The organism is Arthrobacter sp. CMU6 (genome assembly GCF_059090205.1).
Genome location: NZ_JBNHFL010000014.1, coordinates 52123 through 77667, shown reverse-complemented (window position 1 = coordinate 77667; position 25545 = coordinate 52123). Strand labels below are relative to the sequence as shown.

The 25545-nt window shown below is 67.7% G+C and carries 19 protein-coding genes; 7 read left to right on the top strand and 12 right to left on the bottom strand.

Annotated elements, in window-relative coordinates:
- The first annotated feature begins 42 nt into the window (after positions 1-42).
- The 7 genes from AC5RWD_RS11665 (at position 43) to AC5RWD_RS11635 (ending at position 10219) form a co-directional block, all read left to right on the top strand.
- Positions 43-714 (top strand): DUF3000 domain-containing protein, encoded by a 672-nt coding sequence (locus AC5RWD_RS11665; protein ID WP_494020199.1) that lies wholly within the window; start codon positions 43-45, stop codon positions 712-714.
- A gap of 153 nt (positions 715-867) precedes the next feature.
- On the top strand, positions 868-1719 hold the full coding sequence (efeU, locus tag AC5RWD_RS11660; protein WP_494020160.1) for an iron uptake transporter permease EfeU: 852 nt from the start codon (positions 868-870) through the stop codon (positions 1717-1719).
- 74 nt (positions 1720-1793) lie between these two features.
- Positions 1794-2990, top strand: a complete 1197-nt coding sequence (gene efeO, locus AC5RWD_RS11655; RefSeq protein ID WP_494020159.1) for an iron uptake system protein EfeO — start codon at positions 1794-1796, stop codon at positions 2988-2990.
- A complete protein-coding gene (gene efeB, locus AC5RWD_RS11650; RefSeq protein ID WP_494020158.1) occupies positions 2987-4354 on the top strand; it encodes an iron uptake transporter deferrochelatase/peroxidase subunit in 1368 nt (455 codons plus the stop codon). Before efeO ends, efeB begins: the two co-directional genes overlap by 4 nt.
- A 171-nt stretch (positions 4355-4525) precedes the next feature.
- Positions 4526-5857: an HRDC domain-containing protein gene (locus AC5RWD_RS11645; protein ID WP_494020157.1), complete on the top strand. Its 1332-nt coding sequence runs from the start codon at positions 4526-4528 to the stop codon at positions 5855-5857.
- A 165-nt stretch (positions 5858-6022) separates the two neighbouring features.
- Positions 6023-7741, top strand: a complete 1719-nt coding sequence (locus AC5RWD_RS11640) for an HNH endonuclease signature motif containing protein (protein WP_494020156.1) — start codon at positions 6023-6025, stop codon at positions 7739-7741.
- A 324-nt stretch (positions 7742-8065) separates the two neighbouring features.
- Positions 8066-10219, top strand: a complete 2154-nt coding sequence (locus tag AC5RWD_RS11635; RefSeq protein ID WP_494020155.1) for a 3-hydroxyacyl-CoA dehydrogenase NAD-binding domain-containing protein — start codon at positions 8066-8068, stop codon at positions 10217-10219.
- A gap of 69 nt (positions 10220-10288) precedes the next feature.
- Here the strand turns inward: AC5RWD_RS11635 and AC5RWD_RS11630 are convergent, their stop codons facing one another.
- From AC5RWD_RS11630 to AC5RWD_RS11575, 12 genes are all read right to left on the bottom strand, one after another.
- Complete coding sequence (locus tag AC5RWD_RS11630; RefSeq protein ID WP_494020154.1) at positions 10289-11860, bottom strand: ABC transporter ATP-binding protein; 1572 nt, start codon at positions 11858-11860, stop codon at positions 10289-10291.
- Positions 11857-12648 (bottom strand): energy-coupling factor transporter transmembrane component T, encoded by a 792-nt coding sequence (locus AC5RWD_RS11625; protein WP_494020153.1) that lies wholly within the window; start codon positions 12646-12648, stop codon positions 11857-11859. The genes AC5RWD_RS11630 and AC5RWD_RS11625 overlap by 4 nt, the downstream gene beginning before the upstream one ends.
- Positions 12649-12667: 19 nt before the next feature.
- Positions 12668-13489, bottom strand: a complete 822-nt coding sequence (locus tag AC5RWD_RS11620) for an ECF transporter S component (RefSeq protein WP_494020152.1) — start codon at positions 13487-13489, stop codon at positions 12668-12670.
- A gap of 124 nt (positions 13490-13613) precedes the next feature.
- Positions 13614-14645 carry a nucleoside hydrolase gene (locus AC5RWD_RS11615; RefSeq protein WP_494020151.1) on the bottom strand — a complete coding sequence of 344 codons (1032 nt, stop codon included), beginning with the start codon at positions 14643-14645 and terminating at the stop codon, positions 13614-13616.
- Positions 14645-15622, bottom strand: a complete 978-nt coding sequence (locus AC5RWD_RS11610) for an aldo/keto reductase (RefSeq protein ID WP_494020150.1) — start codon at positions 15620-15622, stop codon at positions 14645-14647. Before AC5RWD_RS11610 ends, AC5RWD_RS11615 begins: the two co-directional genes overlap by 1 nt.
- A 72-nt stretch (positions 15623-15694) precedes the next feature.
- Positions 15695-15913, bottom strand: a complete 219-nt coding sequence (locus AC5RWD_RS11605) for a helix-hairpin-helix domain-containing protein (RefSeq protein ID WP_494020149.1) — start codon at positions 15911-15913, stop codon at positions 15695-15697.
- A gap of 47 nt (positions 15914-15960) precedes the next feature.
- Positions 15961-16521, bottom strand: a complete 561-nt coding sequence (locus AC5RWD_RS11600; protein WP_494020148.1) for a hypothetical protein — start codon at positions 16519-16521, stop codon at positions 15961-15963.
- Positions 16518-17063 carry a DUF402 domain-containing protein gene (locus AC5RWD_RS11595; protein ID WP_494020147.1) on the bottom strand — a complete coding sequence of 182 codons (546 nt, stop codon included), beginning with the start codon at positions 17061-17063 and terminating at the stop codon, positions 16518-16520. Before AC5RWD_RS11595 ends, AC5RWD_RS11600 begins: the two co-directional genes overlap by 4 nt.
- Positions 17060-19033, bottom strand: coding sequence for a 1-deoxy-D-xylulose-5-phosphate synthase (gene dxs / locus AC5RWD_RS11590; RefSeq protein ID WP_494020146.1), 1974 nt, complete (start codon positions 19031-19033; stop codon positions 17060-17062). The genes AC5RWD_RS11595 and dxs overlap by 4 nt, the downstream gene beginning before the upstream one ends.
- A gap of 138 nt (positions 19034-19171) precedes the next feature.
- Positions 19172-21997 (bottom strand): aconitate hydratase, encoded by a 2826-nt coding sequence (locus tag AC5RWD_RS11585; protein WP_494020145.1) that lies wholly within the window; start codon positions 21995-21997, stop codon positions 19172-19174.
- Positions 21998-22146: 149 nt separating this feature from the next.
- Positions 22147-23508 carry a class I SAM-dependent RNA methyltransferase gene (locus tag AC5RWD_RS11580; protein WP_494020144.1) on the bottom strand — a complete coding sequence of 454 codons (1362 nt, stop codon included), beginning with the start codon at positions 23506-23508 and terminating at the stop codon, positions 22147-22149.
- A complete protein-coding gene (locus AC5RWD_RS11575; RefSeq protein ID WP_494020198.1) occupies positions 23505-25481 on the bottom strand; it encodes an APC family permease in 1977 nt (658 codons plus the stop codon). Before AC5RWD_RS11575 ends, AC5RWD_RS11580 begins: the two co-directional genes overlap by 4 nt.
- Between the last annotated feature and the right edge of the window lie 64 nt (positions 25482-25545).

Genomic DNA, 25545 nt, shown 5'->3' with positions numbered 1-25545 from the left:
GCGAGCCTGCCGGAACCGGCGGTTTCCAATGCGTACCCTGCCATTGTGAACGCACTTGCCCAGGTTCCCGCGAATTTCCTGTATGCGCTGGGAACGCTCCGCAAAGCACGCTGCCGCAGCGAACTGCGCCTCGACGAGATCCCGGCGCCCGCCCGGCTGGCGCCTTTCGCCGTCGCGCTCGGCGCCGAGGTCATAGTTCCCAGCGGCGGCAAGGACCGTTCCACGGTCCACGGGCCGGCGGCGATGGCGCTGGCCCGCTCGGCCGCCGCCGGAGCCTCCCAGGGAGATGATGATGACGACGGCGAGGAACTCGCCACCGGTCGCTTCATCCTGCTGCACGACCCGGACGGTTCGGCCGTGTGGGACGGGGAGTTCCGGATCGTCACCTATATCCGGGCGCAGCTCGACGCCGAGATGGGCAACGATGAGATGCTCGGCCCGGTGGCGTGGACGTGGCTCGTCGAAGCCCTCGAAACCCACCATGCGCCGTACCGCGCCGCCGGCGGGACGGCCACCCGCGTGCTGTCCGAAAGCTTTGGCACGCTGGCCGACCGGCCGGCCTCGATCGACATCGAGCTGCGCGCGTCATGGACTCCGGCGAGCGCCGACGTCCAGGCCCACCTCGAGGCGTGGTCGGACATGGTGTGCACCTTCGCCGGCCTCCCGCCGTTGCCCGACGGTGTCTCCGCACTCCCCCGGAGACGCCGCACCTAGGCAGCGCCATTCCCCAATCCCAGGGCTGCCCCAACCGGTGGAGTAATTTCCCCGGTAATTACGGCATGATTCTTTTGCCTAATCGCCTTCGGCGTGTAAAGTCCCGTGCTTAGGTGAGCCTAAGACGGGCTCCCCCGGCAGAAGGTGCTTTACATGACAGCCAACTTCCTCATCGGCCTCCGGGAGGGCCTCGAGGCGACGCTCATCGTCGTCCTGCTGATGGCTTACCTGACCAAGAGCGACCGCCGTGCGCTGCTCCCCCGGTTGTGGGCGGGCGTGGGACTTGCTGTTGCTGTGTCGGTCGGATTCGGTGCCCTGCTGACCTTCGGGCCGCGGGGACTGACCTTCGAAGCGCAGGAAGCCATCGGCGGCGGCCTGTCCATCGTCGCCGTCGGGCTGGTCACCTGGATGGTCTTTTGGATGGCCCGCACGGCCCGCACGCTGGGCAGCGGACTGCGCTCCCGGGTTGATGGCGTGGCCGACGGCGCCGCCTGGGGCCTGGTGCTTGTCGCGGCTCTGGCCGTCGGTCGGGAAGGCCTCGAGACAGCACTCTTTTTGTGGGCCGCAGCCCAGGCCAGCGGCGAATCCGGAACCCCGCTGTTCGGCGCCCTGCTAGGCCTCGCCGTGGCGGCCGGGCTCGGCTACCTGCTGCACCGCGGCGTCCTTAAGGTCAACCTGTCCCGCTTCTTCACCTGGACAGGCGTGGCCCTGGTAGTTATCGCCGGCGGCGTCCTCGCCTACGGCGTCCACGACCTGCAGGAGGCCGGCATCCTGCAGGGGCTGCACAGCCTTGCGTTCGATGTCTCGGCCGCCGTCCCGCCGTCGTCCTGGTACGGCACCCTGCTGAAAGGGACCCTGAACTTCTCCCCCGCGACGACGTGGCTGGAAGCATTCGCCTGGGTCCTGTACGTAGTCCCCGTCATGTTCTTCTACCTGCGGGTCAACTTCCGCCCGGCGCTCCGGCCGACGGAAGCTCCTGCCGCAGCGGCAGCCGCCGCCTCCTGAGCGGCAGCCCCTGCGGCCAGCCAAACACCGTACCCAACCAACCCCCGCATCCCCAACACCCCCAAGGAATCCCCATGCCTGGCTTGACCTCGCCCAAAATCCGCCGGACTGCCGGTGCCCGCCTCGCCGTCGTGGCAGCCACCGCAGTCCTCCCGCTGGCACTCGCATCCTGCACCGACAACGCCAACGCCAACGCGTCCGGAGCCACTGACGGGCCCATCCAGGTGACCAGCACTGACGCCGAGTGCAAGGTCTCAGCAACTGAGGCCCCGAGCGGGAACCTGACCTTTGCCGTGAAGAACGACGGCGCCGAAGTCACCGAGTTCTACGTGCTCGCAGAAGACGGCCTGCGGATCGTGGCCGAGGTGGAAAACATCGGCCCCGGGATCACTCGGAACCTGGTGCTCACTGCCCCGGCAGGCAAGTACATCACCGCCTGCAAGCCGGGAATGAAGGGAGATGGCATCCGCGCGGACTTCACCGTCAAGGACTCGGGCAAGCAACCCACCGTTGACGCCAACCTCCAGAAGCTCGTGGACACCGGAGTCGCCCAGTACACGGCCTACGTCAAGGACCAGACCGAACAGCTGGTGGCCGGAACCGAGGAATTCGCCGCGGCCTACGCTGCAGGCGACGCAGCCAAGGCCAAGAGCCTGTACGCCGCCACCCGCATGCACTGGGAACGGATCGAACCCGTGGCCGAATCCTTCGGGGATCTCGATCCCAAGCTCGATGCCCGTGAGGCGGACCTTGAACCGGGACAGAAGTGGACCGGCTGGCACCGGGCCGAGAAGGACCTGTTCCCGCCGGCCGGATACAAGGCGCTGACCGCAGCTGAGCGCTCGGCACTCGCCAAGCAGCTGGTGGCCGACACTGAGGAACTCGCCACCCGCACCCGCACCGTGGAGCTCAGCGCGGACAAGCTGGGCAACGGCGCCAAGGAACTCCTGGATGAGGTTGCCCGCGGCAAGGTCACCGGCGAAGAGGAAATCTGGTCGCACACTGACCTCTGGGATTTCCAGGCCAACGTGGACGGCGCCCGGATTGCGTTCGAGAACCTCAAGCCTGCCCTGCAGCAGAAGGACGCCGCACTGGCCACCGACCTCGACGCCAAGTTCAGCGCCCTGCAGGCTGAGCTGAGGAAGCACGCCAAGGGCGACGGCTTTGCCTACTACAACGAGCTGAGCAAGGCCGAGGTCCAGCAGCTCAGCGCCCTGGTCGACGCCCTCGGCGAGCCGCTGTCTAAGCTCACCGCGGCAGTGGTGCTGTGAGCGGCTGCCCCTTCGGCGGCGGCGAGCAGCCGCCTGCCGGCGCGCACCCCGACGCTTCAGTCCCGTCGGCGGAGGCGTCCGACGGCGATAACCGCCGCCTGTCCCGCCGCGGACTTCTGGGACTGGCCGGCGTGGGCGGCGCGGGAGCGGTGGCGGGAATCGCCGCCGGCCTGCTCGGCCACGACGCGCTGGCGGCCGCCGCAGCACCGCCCGCTGCCAACGATTCCGTCATCCCCTTCTTCGGCGACCGGCAGGCGGGGATCACCACCGCGGCGCAGGACCGCCTCCACATGGCGGCCTTCGACGTCACCACCGAAGACCGCGCGGCGCTCATCGAACTCCTCAAGGACTGGACCGCGGCCGCGGCGGCCATGACCGCCGGCCTCACCACGGGGACCACCGGGGCCGTCGACGGCCCGTACGATGCCCCGCCGGAGGACACCGGCGAGGCGCTGGACCTCGAGGCTGGCCGGCTCACCATCACGTTTGGCTTCGGCGCCTCGCTGTTCGAAAAGGACGGCAAGGCCCGCTTTGGCCTCGCCGGAAAGCGGCCCGATGCCCTGATCGATCTGCCGCACTTCCCCGGCGACGCGCTGGAGCCGGCCCGCACAGGGGGCGACATCGTGGTGCAGGCCTGCGCCGACGACCCCCAGGTGGCGGTGCACGCCATCCGCAACCTCGCCCGCATAGGCTTCGGCAAGGCACGCGTCCGCTGGTCCCAACTGGGCTTCGGCCGCACGTCGTCGACGTCGCGCGCACAGCAGACCGCGCGCAACCTCTTCGGCTTCAAGGACGGGACCAACAACCTCAAAGCCGAGGACACGTCCCTCCTCGACCAGCACGTGTGGGCCGGCGCCGGATCCCGTCCAGGCGAAGCCTGGATGGAGGGCGGGAGCTACCTGGTGGCGCGCCGCATCCGGATGCACATCGAGATCTGGGACCGTACCTCGCTCCGCGAACAGGAAGGCCTGATCGGCCGGACCAAGGGAGAAGGCGCTCCCCTGTCCGGCGGCAAGGAATTCACCGCCCCCGACTTCGCCATCAAGGGCAACGACGGCGAGCCACTCATTGCCATGGACGCCCATGTCCGCCTGGCCCACGCAGACCAGAACGACGGCGTGCGGATGCTCCGCCGCGGCTACAACTACACCGATGGCTCGGACGGGCTGGGCCACCTCGACGCCGGGCTGTTCTTCATTGCCTTCGTCAAGGACCCGCGGACGCACTACGTGCCGATGCAGATGACCATGGCCAAGGAGGACGTCCTCGCCCTGGAATACCTCAAGCACACAGGATCCGGCCTCTTCGCCGTCCCGCCGGGTGCCAAGCAGGGCGGCTTTATTGGCGAAGGCCTCTTCGCCTGAGCTGTGGCCGCCCGGGCAAAGTCTCGAATGGGCAAAGTCTCGTTTCGGCACAGTCCGTTAAGCACAGTTTCGTCTGTGCTCGCGTAATCACCGCGCCGCCGTCGGTTCCGACGGCGGCGCGTGCCGTCCCGGAGCGGCCCTTGCGCCTGCTGCCGGTAAACTAGGGTCATCATGACCCCTCAAATTCCGGATAACACCACAGCCGGCGCTCCGGCTGCTGAAACCACACCCCACATAACGGTGGAAGGCTTTGACAGCCGGGTCCCCGTTGTCATTGATCTCGATGCCCCCCGCGACGGCGTGCCCCTGGTCATCGAAACCCAGGCCGGGCTGGAGCGTTGTGCTGCCGCGATCGCCGCTGGCACGGGACCGGCCGGAGTCGACGCCGAGCGTGCCTCGGGCTTCCGCTACGGGCAGCGCGCGTTCCTCGTCCAGATCCGCCGGGAAGGTTCGGGAACCTGGCTGATCGACCCCGAGCCGTTCGGGGACCTGCGGATCATCAACGATGCCCTGCGGGGTGTCGAATGGATCCTGCACGCCGCCAGCCAGGATCTGCCCTGCCTGTCGGAACTGGGCATGTGGCCGGACAAACTTTTCGACACTGAACTGGCAGCCCGCCTGGCAGGCCTTCCCCGTGTCGGCCTCGCAGCCGTGATCGAGCAACTGCTTGGTTTTGGGCTCGCCAAGGAGCACTCGGCAGCCGACTGGTCCACCCGTCCCCTGCCGGAACCCTGGCTCCGGTACGCAGCGCTCGACGTCGAAGTTCTGACGGAACTGCGCGAGGAACTCATCGAACTGCTGGAAGCGGACGGAAAACTCGAGTACGCCGAACAGGAGTTCGCCGCTATCCTGTCCGCCGGGCTCGCAGCGCCCAGGGTAGACCCCTGGCGCAAGACATCCGGGCTCCACCAGATCAGGGACCGTCGCCAGCTCGCCGCGGTGCGGGAGCTGTGGCTGGAACGCGATGCCCTGGCCCAGAAGCGCGATGTTGCCCCCGGCCGGCTCATTCCCGACTCTGCCCTCGTCGCCGCTGCCAAGGCGATGCCGACGACCGTGCCGCAATTGCTCGGCACCAAAGGGTTCCACGGCAGGGCAGCCCAGCGCGAGGCCCCCCGCTGGCTGCGGTGCATCGCAGCCGCCCGGGCACTCGAAGACCTTCCGCCGCTCCACCTCCCCACAAACGCGCCGCCGCCCCCGCGCGTCTGGGCCGACCGCGACCTTCCCGCGGCAGAGCGGCTGCAGACCGCCAGGCCCCTGCTGCAGGAAAAGGCGGACGAGCTCAAGCTGCCGCTCGAAAACCTGCTGACCCCGGACTACCTCCGCCGCGTCGCGTGGCGGCCACCGGCGGATATCAGTGAAGCGGCCATCGCCGAGGAACTGCGCGAGCTGGGCGCCCGGCCGTGGCAGGTGGGGCTGGCAGCGCCGCTGATCACCACGGCATTCCTCAACCCCCAGCCGCTTCCGCCCAAGGAAGCCAGGGAGCCAAAGGAAGCCTCGGCGTAGGCCTGGCGCCGGATCGGCGTTCCGAGGACACTGCAGCCAGGAGGACAGTCCCCTAGGTCCGCGCCATTGTGTGGCGTAACGGGGCCGGGTGCCACGTGGCGTGGTGCCTCCGGACCGATGCTGTGTGGCGGAGTTAATGTCGTAGCCCCCTGTCATGCTGTGGGTATGGATGGCAAGGCAGCAGTGGAGACGCTGGAGGGCATCGAGTCCTCCGTCGCTGCGTTGGCTGTTGTTGTGCGTCGGGCCGCCGGGACCGAGGCTAGTTCTGCGGGTTTGGCTGGCGCTGATCCCCTGGCCGGTGCTGGTGCTACCGAGGCAGGTTCTGGGACGGGCGCTGACCATCTGACCGGCGCTGGTTCACTTGCCGGTGCAGGTACCGGGTCGGTCGCGGATCCTTTGGGGGATCGGGCCGATGCATGGCTGGACGTACTGGCCGAGGCAACAAGGTTGGAGGCCCGGGTGGCCGCGCTGAAAGCGCACGCCGCGGCCGGCTTCGCCGGCACTGTCGAGGCCACGGCGCCGCCGGACGCGTCCGCACAGGAACAGGCCGCCACGCAGATGTCTGTGACTGCGCAGGTGGCCTGTGCGCTGACCGTGAGTGAAGGGTCGGCGGCACGGTTCCTGGCTGAATCCGCCACGCTGGGCAGGTACCTGCCCCTGACGCTGGCCGCGCTCGGGGCGGGGACCCTGTCCTGGCAGCACGCCCGGGTGATGTGCGATGAAACAGACGGGCTGGACCGGGCCACTGCGGCCGCGTTTGAGGCGCATTTCCTGGACCCTGACGCGCCCAGCGCGGCGCGGGGCTGCCCGGCCGGGGAACTGACAGCGTCCAGGTTCCGGGCCAAGGCGCGGTACTGGCGGGAACGGCACCACCCGGTCGGCATCGAAACCCGCCACCGCAACAGTGCCAAGGACCGCCGGCTGGAGTACGCGCCGGACCGGGACGGCATGGCCTGGCTGTCCGCATATCTGCCCGCGGACCAGGCCACCGGGATCTGGGACCGCGCCACCACCGCCGCCCGCGCCCTGCAGGGCCCGACCGAGTCCCGGACCCTGACCCAGCTGCGCGTGGACGTCGCCGCCGCGTGCCTGCTCGGCCCAGCTTCGGGAGTTATCCGTGCACCTGGCCACCGGGCGGCAGGATCGTTTCCCGCAGGTTCCCTGCCCGCAGGATCGGCGCCGTCCGGTGAGGAGCAGGCCGGTGGCGTGCCGGCGAGCCCTCTGCAGGCCGGTGAGGTTCCGTCTCCGGCGGCGCAGGTCCTGGTCACGGTTCCGGTGTTCTCCCTGCTCGGCCTGACCGAGGAACCAGCCACACTCGACGGGTACGGACCGATCCCGCCATCCATGGCCCGCCGGCTCGTCGCCCACGGCGCTTCATCATTTTTTCGGGTCCTGACCGATCCGCGGGACGGAGCTCCGCTGGAGATCGGACGCACCAGCTACCGGCTCACCAAGCCAATGCGCCAATGGCTCCGGCTCAGAGACGCGCGGTGCACCTTCCCGGCCTGCAACAACCACTCCCTGGACAACGACGCCGACCACATCCTGGCCTGGGCCAACGGCGGGACCACCGGGATCAGCAACCTTGGCCAGCCCTGCCCGAAGCACCACAGACTCAAACACACCACAGCGTGGAAACCTGTCGGAGCCACGCGGGACACCCCACCGGGCTGGATTTCGCCATCGGGCCGGTCGTACCCCAGCGAACAGCAGGACTGGGAACCACCAACCTGGCCCGAACCGCCGGATGAGCCAGACGAACCCGATGACTTCGACGTGTTCGGCGACGTTGACGATGTCGAGAACCCAGGAACCCTCGACGGCCCCGGACATCCACTGCCAACGGATCCCTGGCCCGGCTGGACATCGTTCAGGGCAGCGTAGATGCCCCATGCCCGGACACCAGGGTCGCCAGCAAGCAACCACGCACCGCGACAGCGCAACTGGAGACTGGGGACTGGGCCCCGTTTGCCACGCCGAAGTCGCGCCTACAACTTGTCGCTTACGTTCGCACACTCCTACAGCCCCACCCGCACACCGATACATCCGTACACCCGTAACACCGGGAAACGCTCTAGGCTTGGCCCCACAGGCAGGAACCGCACCGGTTGCAGCCAATGTTACTCGCGAGTAACATTAGGACCACTAAAGCCCGGCCCGGCTGTCCCTGCCCGGACCGGCCCGCCCGTCTCAATGAGGAGCCACAAAATGAGCGCCGCAGATTTCCGCAAGCTTGCCGATCTCTTCCCGGATGAGGCGGTCACTCATTCGTCAGTGCAGGACATCGAGCTCCCGGCCGCTGACGGCCAGGCCAGTCCGGGCATCCTTGCCCTCATCACGCTGGACAATGGGCTGGGTCCTTCCAAGCCCACCACGCTTGGCCCCAACACCCTCGTTGAACTGGGCACCGTCCTCGAGGGCCTGCGCGAGCGGGCGGCAGCGGGCGGGATCGTGGCTGTGGGTGTAACCGGCAAGCCGAACTTTTTCGTCGCCGGTGCCGACCTCTCCGCCGTCACGAACCTGCATGAGCGGGAGCATGGCCTCTGGATGGCGCAGCTCGGCCACGAGGTCTACGCCACACTGGCCAACCTCGGCGTTCCCAGCTTCGCCTTCATCAACGGCGTGGCACTGGGCGGCGGCCTCGAAATCGCCCTGCAGTCCACCTACCGCACCGTGTCCACCGCGGCCGGGGCGCTGGCACTTCCCGAGGCCTTCCTGGGGCTGGTACCCGGGTGGGGCGGCGTGTACCTGCTGCCGCGCCTGATCGGGCCCGAGAACGCGGTGAAGGTGATGATCGAGAACGCGCTGAACAACAACCGCACACTGTCCGGCCCCGAAGCCTTCAAGCTCGGCATCGCGGATGCGCTGTTCGAGCCGGAGGATTTCCTGGCGCAGTCGGTTGCCTGGGCTGCTGGCGTTCTTTCGGGCGCAACACCGGAACGGCCCGCCGCCGTCGATCCTGCCGACCCGGCTGTTGCCGCGCGCTGGGCGGACGCCGTCGCAACGGGCCGCGCCATCATCGAAACCAAAACCTCCAATGCCTCCCCCGCGCCGGCCGAGGTGCTGAACATCATGGCGGCGAACCGCACCCTGACCCAGGCCGAATCTGCCGCGCTCGAATGCGAAACGTTGGCAGGCCTCATGCAGACCGACGAGTTCCGTGCCACGGTTTATGCCTTCCTTGACCTCGTGCAGAAACGGGCCAAGCGGCCCGCAGGCGCCCCCGGCCGCGAGCTCGCCCGGCCGGTTACGAAGATCGGCGTGGTGGGTGCCGGCCTGATGGCCAGCCAACTCGCCCTGCTGTTCGCCCGACAGCTCGGGGTTCCCGTGGTCCTGACCGACATCGACCAGGACCGGGTGGACAAGGGAGTCGGCTATGTCCACAACGAAGTGGACAAGCTCGTGGCGAAGGGCCGGCTGGCCGCCGACGTTGCCACGAAGACCAAGGCACTTGTGACAGGGTCAGTTTCCAGGGAGCCGTTCGCGGACGCCGACTTTGTCATCGAGGCGGTGTTCGAGGAACTGAACGTCAAGAAGCAGGTCTTCGCCGAGCTGGAGGCCGTCGTCTCACCGGAGTGCATCCTCGCCACCAACACCTCCTCGCTGTCCGTGACGGACATGGCCGCGGACCTCCAGCACCCCGGCCGCCTGGTGGGGTTCCACTTCTTCAATCCCGTGGCTGTCATGCCGCTGCTGGAAATCGTCCGGGCACCGAAGACCGACGACGCCGTGCTCGCCACGGCTTTCGAACTCGCCCGGGGACTGAAAAAGACGGCCGTCCTGGTCAAGGACGCCCCCGCCTTCGTGGTCAACCGCATCCTGCTGCGGCTCATGGGCGAAGTCACTGCCGCCTTCGACGAAGGCACGCCGGCCAAGGTTGCGGATGGTGCGCTGCGCCCCATGGGTCTTCCCATGACGCCGTTCACCCTCCTCGCCATGGTGGGACTGCCGGTGGCACAGCACGTTCAGGAATCCCTCCACGCGGCCTTCGGTGACCGTTTTCCGGTCTCGCAGAACCTGCAGAAACTGGTCGACAACAATGTCAGGTCACTGTGGTCCGCGGCGGCGGACGGGACGCAGGAGATACCCGAGGCCACTAAGGCCCTGATGTCCTTTGGCAGCACTCCGTCAACCGCAGACGAGGTGCTGCGCCGGACCCAGGACGCCCTGGCCGAGGAGATCGGGCTGATGCTCGAAGAGGGCGTGGTGGCAGCTCCCCAGGACATCGACCTCTGCATGATCCTGGGCGCCGGCTGGCCGATGTTCCTGGGCGGGATCACCCCCTACCTCGACAGGGTGGGGGCCTCGGAGCGCGTCAACGGCAAGCGGTTCCTGCCGCCGGGCGTGGCTTCCCGTTCCTGACCGGCATTTTCCCCACCGGCATTTCCCCACTGTCATTTCGGCACAGGAACTGCCCCAACCCGGGGGGCTTTAGTGCGGTCGGAGCCGGCCGCCGTCGAGCCTGAGGAGTCGGTGGGAGTGTGCCTTGGCGAACCCTAGGTCGTGCGTGACCATCACGACGCCGGCGCCGCGGCCGGCCGCCGCTGACACGGCGGCGGTGAGCCGCTTCAGGCCGTGGGCGTCCAGGGCCACCGTTGGTTCGTCGAGCGCGAGGACTGACGGATCACGCGCCAGGACCGTGGCGAGAGCCAGCAGCCGCTGGCCGGACGCCGGCAGCTCATGGGGGTGGGCGTTTTCGCTGTCTCCAAGGCCGACGGCGGCCAGGGCTGCCCTTGCCCGTTCCGGCGCCTCGGTACCGACTAGGCGGTCCAGCCCGAACAGCACCTCCCGCAGCACGGTCCGCTCGAACAGCTGGTCATGTGGATGCTGGAACAGGAGCCCCAGCCGGCGGGCCACCATGCCCGGAGGAACCCCCGCAATGGACTCGCCAGCCACGCGGACGTCCCCGCGAAGCGGCCGGTACAGTCCGTTGAGGAGCCGGAGCAGCGTGGACTTGCCGGCGCCGTTGGGTCCTGTCACGGCCACGACTTCCCCGGGCATCACCTGCAGGTCCACGCACTCCAGGACTAAGCTGTCCTCCGAAGCCGTTTGGCCTGCCCCGAATCCGAAGGCCACATCCGCCAGCTCCAACGCCGCGGTGGTTCCGGCCCCGGCCTCCGCCGCGGAAAGCTTCGAGGCTGCGGAAAGCGTCGAGGTGGCGGGAATCGCCGAGGCAGCGGGAGGCGGCGGTTCCCGGGACGGGATGACGACGCCGGACGCGGCCAACGCCGTCCCCTGCAGGATCCGGCCCGGTGGCCCCGCCGCTGTCACCTTCCCATCCTTCAGGACCAGCCAGCGTTCCGCGGCGTGAGTCAGTGCATCGGCGTGCTGGCTCAGCACCACAATGGCGGTACCCTGCGCCAGCTCGGCACGGACCAGCTCCATCACGGTCCGGGTCCCGGCCTGATCCAGGGACTCGAGCGGCTCGTCGAGGACCAGGATGCCGGGACCGTCCACCACGGCGCAGCCCACAGCCAGGCGGCGGAGCTCGCCGCCGGACAGTGTGGCCGGGTCCCGCTGCAGGAGCCCGTCGAGCCCGGTCCGGCCGGCAGTATTGGCGACGGTGCGCACCATATCCTCGCGTGGAACCCCGCGGTTTTCCAGGCTGAAGGCGAGTTCCTCCGCCACCGTCCCGCGAACCGCCGACAGCATGGACGCTGCGTCCTGCGGCACGTAGCCGACGTGCCGGGCCCACGCCCCGGGATCGATCCGCGGATCATCGGGCGACCCGGCAAAGGACAGCGCACGGCTGCTGGCCAGCTGCCCGGCCACCTCCAGCTGCAGGCTCCCGGCCAGCGTTCCGTCCCGCCCGCCGAGCAGCCAGGCACCGAGGAGCCGTCCCAGCGTTGATTTTCCGCTGCCGGATCCCCCAAGCACCGCCGTCAGCGTGCCGGGCGCGGCGGCCACCTCCACCCCGCGCAGCGCGGGGCTGGCATCGCCGTGGTAAGAAAACGAGGCAATGGAGGCCAGCAGCGTGGTTGCGGCCGTCCTGTCCGCGTTCATCCCGGGCCAGCCCCGGCGGTAGGCGACAATGCCGACGACGGCACGGCAGAAAGCGCTTCAGCGATCCGCCAGCCCACGGCCGCCAGGGCAAGCAGGACAGCCACGATGCGGAAGGCCGCCTGCGCGGCTGAATCCCGGACCTCCGTGTAGCTGGTCCGGGGACCGGCGCTCCTGAATCCCCTGGCATCCAAAGACTGCGCCCTGATGCCGGCGTCGTGGACCAGGCCCAGCACCAGCGGGACCATCTGCAGCCGGATGGCCGCAACCCTGCTGCCAATCCCCCGTCCCACCACAAGCCCGCGCGACTCCTGCGCCTGCCGAACCTTCTCCAGCCGCGCGCCGACCAGCGGGGCAAGCAGCAGCGTGGAGGCCAGCACGTATCCAATCTGCGGCGGGACCCGGCGGGCAGTCAGGGCGGCAACCAGTTCGGGGACCCGTACGCTGAAGGAAAACACCATCAGCACCAGGACGAAGGCCGCGGTGCGGAGCCCCATCTCCAACGCGAAGGACAGCCCCTCCGCCGTGACCCGGGCGGGACCCCAGCTGGCCAGCACCGTGCGCCCCTCCGGGAAGAAGAGGCCATGGATCACCAGCAGCGACAGCCAGAACGGCACAATGATGGCCGCCGCGGCCGGAAGGACCCGCCGCAGGGAGCCGGCGGCGACGGACAACAGAACTGCGCCAACCGCCACGGTGAGGGATACCGCCCAACTGTCCGCCGCCGTCGTAATGACAAGGACGGCAGCGGCGGCCGTCAGCGTGGTCAGCGGGTTGAGGCGCGGGGACACCTGACCGGCTGTTCTTGAGTCAGGAATTCCGCGCCGCCGGCTCCTTGCCGGCCAGGACGCGGAAGCGGCGGACGAATAGGAACTGGAACGTGGTGCGCCGGGGCAGGGCATAAACCAGCAGGGCGGCGATGGCGAAGACTATGGCCTTGTCCATGGGGTCGGAGATCAGGGCCTGTTTGGTGATGGCGGCCAGCAGGGTGTCGCCCATGGCCCGGAAGGCGCTGACAATCGCACCCGTGCCTGCCCCGGAGGTGCCGCCGAAGACGAACGCGGCGATCGGTGCGGACACCACACCGGCAACAATACCCGTGACAAAGCCTGCGACCGGGGCCAGGTAGAAGCGGCGGAACAGCCCGTACCGTGCGGCCACGCCGGCCAGGAAGCCGATCAGCGCGGCGCCGGCGGCGAAGGGCAGGACCGTTGGGTTGAAGAACGACCACACGATGCTGCTCAGGGCTCCGGTGGCGGCGCCGGCCGCAGGTCCGGCCAGGACGGCGATGAGCACGGTGCCGATGGAGTCGAGATAGAACGGCAGCCCGCTGGTGCCCATGAGCTGTCCCAGCACGATGTTCAGGACCAGGGCCACGGGAATGAGCACCACGGTGGACGTGGGCAGGGTGGGGAGCACGCCCACGCTCAGCAGCAGGGCACCGAGAAGAAAGCCGCCCAGCGCGACGAGCGAGGAAACGCTGCCCGTCCCGCCAGCAATGTCGGCAGGCTGGGTGAGGACCAGGAAGATGAACGTGGCGGCGATGGCAGCGGCGCCGAGCAGTTCGAAGAGCCTCCGGCGGCGGACAGCCTTCGGGTCGGCAGGAGGAAGGGTCAGGGACGGCTGTGACATGGTGGATCCTTAGGCTGAAAACGGCGGGTCCCGCACCCGTGGCGTGATCTTTCGCGTACGCGGAAGCAGGCGCCTATGTCACCTTGGCGCGGCTACCATCCTACCGACCCGCGGGCACGGCGTGCTACGGGCGCTTCCCCACCGCGGAGGCCAGTGCGCCCACCGAGGAGATCAGTTCGTCGAAGCACTGCGCGGGGTCGTTTGAGGTGACGATCCTGGCATTGAACGGCTCCTTCCAGATGCCCCGGAAATCGGCAACGGTGGTCCCGACCAGCCGGGGCGCCTCCGTTTCCACGTGAACGGTGGCCGGCCGCGTGCCGTACGGCGTTCGCCCGATCGCCGCCGCGGCGGCGAAGGCGTCATGCATGTGGGCGATGTAGCCCTGGTCGTACAGCCGGTGGAACTCCATGTAGAAACGGATGGCATCCGACAGGCACGCCACCAGCGGGTTGCCCGAGCGGCTGCGCTGGCCCTCCGGCTGCTCTGGCAGCACCAGTTCGGGTTCGCTTCCGGCAGCCTCGGCGAGCCGCTGCAGGTGCTCGGGCCGCAGCTCAATGCGTTCCGTGGTCTCGAGCGCACACACCACGGGAAGGCTCTCCTCCGGAAGGCCGCTGTAGGCGGCGAAGACCTCCGCTGCAGCATGCGGGTCCACCGAAACGTTCCACTCCGCCGTCGGCGTCGTGTTGCCCTGGTAGTTGAAGCAGCCGCCCATGATGACCAGCCGCTTGAGCAGCTTGGGAAGGTCGGGCTCCGCCCGCAGCGCAAGGGCGAAGTTGGTCAGCGGCCCGGTGACGAGCCCGGTGACCTCACCGGGGCGGGCACGGGCCGTATCCACCCACACGTCCACCGCATGCCGCGGCGAAATCTCCTGCTTCGGCGGCGGGAGCTCGGCATAGCCGATCCCCTGCGGGCCGTGGGTTTCCTCGGTGGTGACGAGCGGGATCTCCAGCGGCACTTCCGCGCCCACGGCAACTTCTATTCCTGCCCGGCCGCAGAGTTCCAGCAGGGCGAGGTTGTTCAGTGCCACCTGGCGGGCACCCACATTGCCCGCCGTGCAGGTGATGGCCTCGATCCGGACCTCCGGCCGGGACAGCAGGTAGACCAGCGCGAGGGCGTCGTCGATCCCGGTGTCAACATCCATGAGGATGGTCGGCATCAGAACAGGGCCACCTTGGGGGTCTGCGGAAAGATGTCATCCAGTTCGTCGAGCTCGGACCGGTCCGGCACCCAGGCCACCGCCCCGGCGTTCTGCCGGACCTGCTCCGGACGGGTGGCGCCGGCAATCACGCTGCTGACCGACGGCTGCGCCGCAAGCCAGGAGAAAGCCACCTGCACTTCTGTCAGGTCGCGGGCAGCGGCAAAGGCGCTGAACGCCTTCAGCTGCTGCCAGTCGGCGTCGTGCACCAGGTTGGTCCGCGTGTGGCTGAGCCGTGAACCTTCCGGGGCCTGGTCCTGCGCGTACTTGCCGGTCAGGAGACCGTTGGCCAGCGGGAAATAAGGCAGCACGCCCAGCCCGTAGGCCTCCGCCGCGGGGGTGACCTCCTGCTCGGCACGGCGGTCCAGGAGGTTGTAATGGTTCTGCGCGGAGACAAACCGGGCGCCGCCGCGGGCACGGGCCACGAATTCGGCCTCGGCGATCTGCCAGCCTGCGCGGTTCGAGTGGCCAATGTAGCGCACCTTGCCGCTGGTGACGAGGTCGTTCAGCGCGTCGAGTGTCTCCTCGATCGGCGTCAGGGGGTCAGGCGTGTGGAACTGGTACAGGTCAATGTGGTCGGTGCCGAGCCGGCGCAGCGAGGCTTCCGCGGCACGGATGATGTAGCTGCGCGAACCGCGGGCACCGAAGTCCTCGCCGTTGGCTCCGCGCATGTCCATACCGAACTTGGTGGCCACCACGACGTCGTCCCGCCTGGCGCCAAGTGCCTTGCCGAGCATTGTTTCGCTCAAGCCCGGTTCGCGGCCATAGGTGTCCGCGACGTCGAAGAGCGTCACCCCGGCGTCCAGGGCGGCATGCACGACGGCGTCCGTGCCCTCCTGCGATTCGGTTACCGTGTTTGCCCGGCCCAGGTTGTTGCAGCCCAGGCCCACGACGGAGACGGTCAGTCCGGATTTTCCAAGACGGCGGTATTCAGTCATGGAATCACCCTATAACGGCGCCGGCGGCAGCTTTCGCGGCCAGCCTTCACATCCGGCTTCCCGGGGCTGGGCTCAGGCTGAGGCGAACTCCAGGCCGTGCTCCTCCAGCGCATCCTGGAGCTGGGCCAGGGTGCGCGGGCAGATGCCCGGCAGCGCCGCCAGCTGGCGCCGCCCCAACTGCGCCAGCTGCTCAAGGGACTCCACGCCGGAATGTGCGAGGATTCTGCGGTCGGGCGAGGCGAGGCCCCGCGGAAGCGGCGTGCGTCCCTGCTGGGCTGACTTCTTCGTCATGACGTTCTGCCTTCCTGTGCTGTGACTGCTTGAGGTGCTGAACTGCTTTAGAGGGTGAAGCCGGTCGCCTGCTTGGGTGAATGCTTGAGCTTGAGGGCCGAGGGGTCGCTGAAGGGGGCGGCTCCAATACTCAGCTTGGTGAAGTCCAGGTCCTCGCCGCGGATGCAGACCTTGATCGCGTTCACGGCCTTGTTCACGTCCGGGCAAAGGCAGAAGATGTTCAGCTTGGCGTCGCTGAATTCCGACCGGTCCACGATGCCCAGGCCGCGCCAGGCCAGATGGCCGGACAGCGCATCCTTCGCCTTTTCCTCCAGGTAGCGGTCGCGGCTGGTGCCTTCCTTCGTCTTGAGTGCGTACTGGGCCACCACCCAGTACTGCTCCTCATCCGGAATCTCGGCATAGCCGTCCTCGGTGCACGCCATCTCGAAGGCGTCCATCAGGCGTTCGGCGGCCTCAGCGTCCGGCACGTCCGTTTCCTGCGTCTTGCTCTGGTGGCCCACGGCGCCGTGGTTCATGACGAACTGGCTGTAGTCCTCGTCATACCAGGCTTCCCGGAACAGCAGGGTCCCCTCGTCGTCGCGCTTGTAGACCCGGATAATTCCGCTCATGCCCGTCCTTTCATAAACCAGCTGGTGTCGGTGCCGTCGAAGGGAGCATCCTGGCCCTTGACGGCAAGGAACAGGGCGTCGCACTCAGCCTGCATGGCGCGCACCAGCGTCTCAGGGTACTCCATGCGGAGCCGGTGCGCAGCGAACTCGTCCTCATCGTCGACGAACACGCCGCGCTTCACCGAGCGGATCACGTCGAGGTCCATGTCGATGACGTGGAACTCGGTCAAGCCAGGCTTGATCCTGCGCCACTCGTGGCAGGTGGCCAGGTCGACGTAGACGCGGAAGTCGCCCGGGTAGGTGTCGTCGTAGAAGGTGACAACGAACTCCCCGGTCCGCGGAACCAGGAGCACGGCATCGGATGCGGTGTAGAAGGCCGCGCCGGGGCGGGAGCAAAACTCATTGGCCGGCTGGAAAATCCACCAGCCATGCCGGTCCTCGCCAAGGTACCTGCCGGGAACCACCCAGTGTGCCGAACCGTCCCATTTGCGGTTCCGGGACACCACCAGTTCGCCTGGCTGGAGGGATTCGGGCTCCCTCACAGTTTGGGCAGGCTTCCCGTGGTGGGGTGTTCCTGGCCGGGCAGCGGACGGGCGAACGGAACCTTGGTCCCGAGAACCTGGGCGACGACGTCGTGGGTGATCTGCTGGGCGGTGAGACCCACCCGCGTCAGCACCTGGCTCCGGCTGCCGTGGTCCAGGAACTCGACCGGCAGGCCCACCTCGTTCAGGGCTGTGTCCACGCCGGCGGCGCGCATCTCCTGACGGATCCTGGACCCGACTCCCCCGGCGCGGACGCCGTCCTCGATGCAGATGACGAGGCGGTGCCTTGCGGCCAGGGCGATAATCGACTTCCTGACCGGGAGCACCCAGCGCGGGTCCACGACGGTGGAACTGATGCCCTGGGCGCCCAGCCGGTTGGCGACGTTCAGGGCCAGCTCCGACATGGCGCCCACGCTGACGATCAGGACATCGTTCTCGGTGGATCCGGCCGGGCGGCGGGACAGCACGTCCACGCCGTCGGCCAGCCGTTCAATGGCCTCGACCTCGGCGCCGACGGTTCCCTTGGAATAGCGGATGACAGTGGGGGCGTCCCCGATGGCGACGGCTTCGCGGAGCTCCTCGCGTAGGCGTGTGGCGTCGCGCGGCGCCGCCAGGTGCAGCCCGGGAACGATCTGGACCATGGCCATATCCCACATCCCGTGGTGGCTGGCGCCGTCCGGACCGGTGACGCCGGCGCGGTCCAGAACAACTGTGACCCCGGCCTTGTGCAGGGCAACGTCCATCAGCAGCTGGTCAAAGGCGCGGTTGAGGAAGGTGGCGTAGACAGCCACCACCGGGTGCAGCCCGCCGAACGCCATGCCCGCCGCGGAAGTGAGGGCATGCTGTTCGGCGATGCCGACGTCGAACACGCGCTCCGGGTACCGTGCAGCGAACTTGTGCAGCCCGACCGGGATCAGCATGGCGCCGGTGATGCCGACGATGTCCTTGCGCTCATCGGCGATGTCGGCGATTTCATCGGCGAACACCGACGTCCAGGATTTGGCGCCGCCGACTTCTGCAGGCTCGCCTGTTTCGGGGTCAATGATTCCGACGGCGTGGAACTGGTCCGCTTCGTGCGCCCGGGCCGGCGCGTAGCCATGGCCCTTCTCCGTCATGGCGTGCACGATGACCGGGCCGGCGTAGTTCCTGGCCGTGGACAGTGCGTGTTCCATGGCCTGGAGGTTGTGGCCGTCCACCGGGCCGATGTACTTCATGCCGAGGTCCTCGAACATGCCCTGCGGGGCCCACCAGTCCTTGATGCCCTTCTTCATGGCGTGCAGGCTCTTGTAGGTGAACTGACCGACCGGACCGCCGTTCTGGAGCTTCTTCTTCCACCAGTCCAGTGCGCCTTCGTAGGCGGGGGCGGCACGGAGGGAGTCGATGGTGGGGCGAAGGGACGCCAGGTAGTCGGCAAAGCCGCCGACGGTGGGTGCGTAGGAGCGGCCGTTGTCATTCACGACAATCACAACGCGGCGCTTCTTGTCCGCCGCGATGTTGTTGATGGCTTCCCAAGCCATGCCGCCGGTGAGTGCGCCGTCCCCGACGACGGCCACGACGTACCGGTCGCCGTCACCGGTCAGCTGGCGGGCCCGGGAAATGCCGTCGGCCCAGGACAGCGAGGATGACGCGTGGGAGCTTTCGACGATGTCGTGCTCGGACTCAGCGCGGTCGGGGTAGCCGGACAGGCCGTCCTGCTGCCGGAGGGTGCTGAAATCGTGCCGCCCGGTGAGGAGCTTGTGCACGTACGACTGGTGTCCGGTGTCGAAGACGATGCTGTCGCGCGGCGAATCGAAGATCCGGTGCACCGCCATGGTCAGTTCGACGACGCCGAGGTTGGGACCCAGGTGCCCTCCCGTCTGGGAGACGTTGCCAATCAGGAATTCCCTGATCTCGGCGGCCAGCTGATCCAGCTGCGCCGCGGACAACTTGCTCAGGTCCTGCGGATTCCGGATGGTCTCCAAGATTCCCAACGGCCCCTCCTTCGGCTGTAGACATGCCTATTAACTGTAGCGCCTCCGCGCTGGCAGCAATGCAGAGGCCCCGGCCGGTCTGCTGACCGGCCGGGGCCTCAACGCACTGCTCACCGGGACTGGCCCGGCTGGATCCCGCTAGTTAGCGGAGATCTGGCGCAGAACGTACTGCAGGATACCGCCGTTGCGGTAGTAGTCCGCTTCACCCGGGGTGTCGATGCGGAGCACTGCGTCGAAGGACTTGGCGGAGCCGTCCTCGGCGGTGGCGGTGACCTTGAGGGTCTTGGGCGTGGTGCCTTCGTTGAGGGCGGTGACGCCCTCCACAGCGAAGGTTTCCGTGCCGGTCAGGCCCAGCGTGGCCGCGGACTCGCCGGCCGGGAACTGCAGCGGAAGAACGCCCATGCCAATGAGGTTGGAGCGGTGGATACGCTCGTAGCTCTCGGCGAGGACGGCCTTGACGCCCAGCAGTGCCGTGCCCTTGGCTGCCCAGTCGCGGGACGAACCGGAGCCGTACTCCTTGCCGGCCAGGACCACCAGCGGGGTGCCGGCTGCCTGGTAGTTCTGGGCGGCGTCGTAGACGTAGGCCTGCGGGCCGTCAGCCTGGGTGAAGTCGCGGGTGAAGCCGCCCTCCACGCCGTCCAGGAGCTGGTTCTTGATGCGGATGTTCGCGAACGTGCCGCGGATCATGACCTCGTGGTTGCCGCGGCGCGAGCCGTAGGAGTTGAAGTCCTTGCGCTCCACGCCGTTGGCCAGCAGGTACTGGCCGGCGGGGGTGTCGGACTTGAACGAACCGGCCGGGGAGATGTGGTCCGTGGTGACGGAATCGCCGAGCTTGAGCAGCACGCGGGCACCGGTGATGTCCTGGACAGGTTCCGGCTGGGCCTTCATGCCCTCGAAGTACGGGGGCTTCCGGACGTACGTGGACTTCTCATCCCAGGCGAAGGTGTCACCGGCGGGGGTGTCGAGTGCCTTCCAGCGGTCGTCGCCCTCGAAGACGCCCTCGTAGCCCCTGGCGAACATCTCCTTGTCGATGGAGGAGTCGATGACTTCCTGGACCTCGACCGGGTTGGGCCAGATGTCCTTCAGGAAAACGTCGTTGCCTGCTTCGTCCTTGCCCAGGGGGTCGGTCTCGAAGTCGAAGTCCATGGAACCGGCCAGGGCGTAGGCGATGACCAGCGGCGGGGAGGCCAGGTAGTTCATCTTGATGTCCGGGTTGATGCGGCCTTCGAAGTTGCGGTTGCCCGAGAGCACGGCGCTGACGGCGAGGTCGTTGGCCTGGATGGCCTCGGAGATCTCCGCTTCCAGCGGACCGGAGTTGCCGATGCAGGTGGCGCAGCCGTAGCCCACGATGTAGAAGCCGAGCTTCTCCAGGTACGGAGTGAGGCCGGACTTCTCGTAGTAGTCGGTGACCACCTTGGAACCGGGGGCGACCGAGGTCTTGACCCACGGCTTGGCGGTGAGGCCCTTGTTCACGGCATTGCGTGCCAGCACGGCGGCAGCGAGCATGACCGACGGGTTGGACGTGTTGGTGCACGAGGTGATCGACGCGATGGTCACCGCTCCGTGGTCCAAATCGAACTCGCGGCCGTCCTCCATCTTCACGGCGACGGGGCTGGAGATGCGGCCTTCGGCGCCATGCGCGGCTGAGTACTTCGGCGGAACGCGGTCGCTGTCGGTCACGTGCGTGCCGCCGGTGGTGAAGGAGGGCGGGTCGGAAGCCGGGAAGGACTCCTCCAGCGACTCATCCAGCGAGCCGGCGTCGGCGTCGTGGGCGACGTAGTTCTTGAGGTCGTGGCGGAACTCGTCCTTGGCCTCGGTCAGCTCGATGCGGTCCTGCGGACGCTTCGGGCCGGCGATCGACGGAACCACGGTGGAGAGGTCCAGCTCGAGGTACTCGGAGAAACGCAGCTCGCGGGACGGATCGTGCCAGAGGCCCTGCTCCTTGGCGTACGCCTCCACCAGCGCGACGTTCTCGTCGGGCCGGCCGGTGAGGCGCAGGTAGTCCAGGGTGACGTCGTCGATCGGGAACATGGCAGCCGTGGAGCCGAACTCCGGGCTCATGTTGCCGATGGTGGCGCGGTTGGCCAACGGCACCGCGGCGACGCCTTCGCCGTAGAACTCGACGAACTTGCCCACAACACCGTGCTTGCGCAGCATCTCGGTGATGGTGAGCACCACGTCGGTGGCGGTGGCACCGGCAGGAATGCTGCCGCTGAGCTTGAAGCCGACCACGCGCGGGATGAGCATGGAAACCGGCTGACCCAGCATGGCCGCCTCGGCTTCGATGCCGCCGACGCCCCAGCCGAGCACACCCATGCCGTTCACCATGGTGGTGTGCGAGTCCGTGCCGACGCAGGTGTCGGGGTAGGCGCGCAGGGCGCCGTTCACTTCGCGGGTCATGACGGTGCGGGCCAGGTATTCGATGTTGACCTGGTGCACGATGCCGGTTCCCGGGGGGACAACCTTGAAGTCGTCGAAGGCGGTCTGGCCCCAGCGCAGGAACTGGTAGCGCTCACCATTGCGCTGGTATTCGATCTCCATGTTGCGCTCCAGTGCGCCGGAGTTGCCGAAAACGTCGATCTGGACGGAGTGGTCAATGACCATCTCGGCCGGAGCAAGCGGGTTCACCCTCTTCGGATCGCCGCCGAGCTCCTTGACTGCCTCGCGCATGGTGGCAAGGTCCACCACGCAGGGAACACCAGTGAAGTCCTGCATGATCACGCGTGCGGGCGTGAACTGGATTTCGGTGTCGGGCTGGGCATTCGGGTCCCATCCTGCCAGGGCGCGGACGTGATCGGCGGTGATGTTCGCGCCGTCCTCGGTCCTCAACAGGTTTTCAAGCAGTACCTTAAGGCTGAACGGAAGGGTTTCTGAACCTTCAACGGAGTTCAACCGGAAAATTTCGTATTCGGTTCCGGCAACATCAAGTTTGCCTTTTGAACCGAAGCTGTCCACAGTGCTCATCGCAGGACTCCTCTCGCAACAGTTTCATCTTTGTCGCGCGGTTGACCGCTTGCTAGTTAGGGCACCCTAATTAGTGCCTGCCGCAACAAACTGCATGGTCAGCCGGGAACACGGGCGCGACGGGGGCTACAGGGCCCATAGTAGTGGCATCAACCGCGGGGAGTCAGCAGTGCGACAGTCTCGAGGTGGTGCGTGTGCGGGTACAGGTCGAAGGCCCGCAGCCCGGCCAGCTGCCAGCCGCCCTGCTGGAAGTAACCAATGTCGCGGGCGAACGACGACGGATCGCAGGACACGTAGGCGATTGCCCGGGGTTTCGAGTCAATGAGCTGGCTGACCACGGCCTTGCCCGCGCCGGCGCGCGGCGGGTCGAGGATAAGGGCATCGAACTGGCGCGGCCGCTGCCGCAGCACCCGTTCCACCTTGCCCTGCACGATCTCCACCTGGGGTGAACCGTGCAGGTTTTTCCGGGCGTCCCGGCTGGTGCCGGGGGCTCCCTCCACCGACAGGACGGACCCGGTTTCCCCCACCGCATCGGCCAGCGGGGCCGTGAACAGGCCCGCACCGGCGTAGAGGTCCGCCACCGCAGCGCCGGGCTCCAGGAACCCGCCGTCGTGCAGGAATCCGGTGACGGCACCCACCAGGGTTTCCGGTGCATCGCGGTGGATCTGCCAGAACCCCGCCCCCGTGACCCGGTAGTCGTGGCCGGCCGCCGACTCCTGCACCCAGGTCCGGCCGCGGAGCTGCAGGGTCTCGTTCTTGAGTGGATCGTAGCTGGCCACGGACACGTCCGCGGGAAGCTGGGAAAGGATGGAGTGCAGCCGTTTGGCGCGGGTCCCGGGGGCGGGGGCCAGCAGCACGAGCGGCCGCGAGCCGTTGGCGGGCGCGGCCACCTCCACCCTCTCGATGCCCTGAAGATCCACGTCCCACAGCCGCAGGGCGTTGATCCCGTCGACGGCCAGCGGCATTTCCTGGACCGGAATCACCTGGTCGGAGCGGTGGGCGTGCATGCCGAGCCGGCCACTCTGGGTGACGCCAAAGCTGGCGCGCGTGCGCCACGCAAGGCCGGCCCCGCCGTCGTCCGTTCTTTCTGCGTTTGCTGCTCCGACCGCTTCCACGTCCGGAGAGAGCTCGACGGCGGCCAGCCGCCTGAGCTGTTCGGCCAGCACCTCCGATTTGAGGCTCCGTTGGCGCTGCAGCGACACGTGGCCAAGTTCGGCGCCGCCGACCGGGGGGCGCCCGTGCGCCCAGGAGCTGGCCGAATCGGCGGTCCGCCAGAAGTGCGGAACCCTGTCAGGGGAAGCATCCAGGACTTCCACAACGTCCGCGCGCCAGAACTTGGCTTTCTCCCCGGCGTCGGTGAGCCGGACCCGCACCCGCTCCCCCGGGATGCCATGGCGGACGAAGACCACACGGCCCTCGTGGCGGGCCACGCAGTGCCCGCCGTGGGCCACAGGGCCGACGTCGACAACCAGTTCGAGTCCGGTGGAAGTGGTCTGGGTGTCCGGGCTCATTGAATGTCCTGCAGTCTCTTGGCTTCTTCGGATGATTTGAGCTGCCAGGGAACGCTGGCAACCATTACACCCGGCTCAAAATGGAGCCGGGTCTTGATGCGGAGGGCTGTCTGGTTGTGCACCAGCTGCTCCCACCATTTACCCACGACGTACTCGGGGATGTAGACCACGATCAGGTCCCGGGGTGAGTCCCGGCGCATGTTCTTGATGTAGTCCATGATCGGCGTGACCGTCTCGCGGTAGGGGCTGGCCAGGATGGTCAGCGGCACCGGGATCTCCAGTTTCTCCCAGTCGGCGAGCGTGTGCGCTGTCTCCTCGGCGTTGATGTCCACCGTGATGGCGTCCAGCCGCGACGGCCGGGAAGCCCGCGCGTAGGCCAGCGCCCGGAGCACCGGCTTGCGGACGTGGGACACCAGCAGCACGGCGTGCACGCGGGTGGGCAGGGCGCGCGGTGAGGAGTCCTCGTCGACCGCCAGTTCCTTGGCCACGTTGTCGTAGTGCGCGCGGATGCTCCACATGATGAGGAACAGCACGAACATGGCGAGCAGGGCAATCCAGGCACCCTGTTCAAACTTGGTGATGAGCACGATGACCAGCACCAGCGCGGTCATGCCGAAGCCGATCATGTTGATGGTGCGCGACTTGATCATCCGGCGCCGGACGGCTTTGTCCTTCGCCAGTTTCAGTTCACGGCCCCAGTGCCGGATCATGCCGAGCTGGCTTGCCGTGAACGAGATGAAAACGCCCACAATGTACAGCTGGATGAGCTTGGTCACGTCTGCGTTGAACGACAGGATGAGCACCAGCGCCCCGGCGGCCAGGGCAAGGACGCCGTTGCTGAAGGCGAGCCTGTCGCCGCGGGTGCGCAGCTGCCGTGGCAGGTAACCGTCCTGGGCGAGGATGGAGCCCAGCACCGGAAAGCCGTTGAAGGCAGTGTTGGAGGCAAACACCAGGATGACGCCGGTGGCCGCGACCACGACGTAGAACGGAATGGACCCGGCGCCGAAGATGGTCTGCGCGATCTGGCTGATGGCCGGATTCTGGATGTACCCCTCGGGCAAGGGCCGTCCGTTGAGCAGGAACTCGGTGGCCGGATCCAGCACGATATGCACCTTCGTGGCGTTGGCCAGGTAGATGATCCCCGCCAGCATGGCCGAGGCGATGATCCCGAGCAGCAGCAGCGTGGTGGCGGCGTTCTTGCTCTTGGGCTTTTGGAAGTTCGGCACCCCGTTGCTGATGGCTTCCACACCCGTCAGGGCGGCGGCGCCGGAGGAAAAGGCGCGCAGCAGCAGGAATGCACCGGCCAGGCCCACCAGTCCCTCGTCGAAACCGGGTGCGGGAACAATCGTGAACGCCGCCGACGGCGCCTGCCCCAGCTGGCCGGTCAGGGCCTGGAAAATTCCGACGACGGTCATGCCCAGGATGGAGGCCATGAAGATGTACGTCGGCACCGCGAAAACGCTGCCGGCTTCCTTGATGCCGCGCAGGTTGACGAGCGCCAGGGTCACCACGCCGATGGTGGCGATCATGGCCTGCTCTCCGTGGAGCGAAGGGATGGCGGTGGTGAGGTAGGTGGCTGCGGAGGACATGGAGACGGCGACGGTCAGAACATAGTCCACCAGCAGGGCGGAGGCCACGGTCAGCCCTGCGTGCTTGCCCAGGTTCTCGTTGGCGATCTCGTAGTCCCCGCCACCGGAAGGGTAGGCGTGGACGTTCTGCCGGTAGGAGGCCACCACCGTGAGCAGGACCACCATGACGGCGAGGCCCACGAGCGGGGAAATGGCCACCGCGCTCACCCCGGCCAGTGCCAGCGTGAGGAGGATCTCATCGGGCGCATAGGCCACGGAGGACAATGCATCCGAGGCGAAGATGGGCAGCGCGATCCTCTTCGGCAGGAGGGTGTGGGCCATCCTGTCGTTCCGGAAAGGCCTTCCCACCAGCACGCGTTTCACGGCGTTCAGAATTGTCAGCACCACACAAAGTTAGTCTGATTCGCACGCGATGTCATGGCAGGTTTCCGGCGGTAGAGTCTTACGG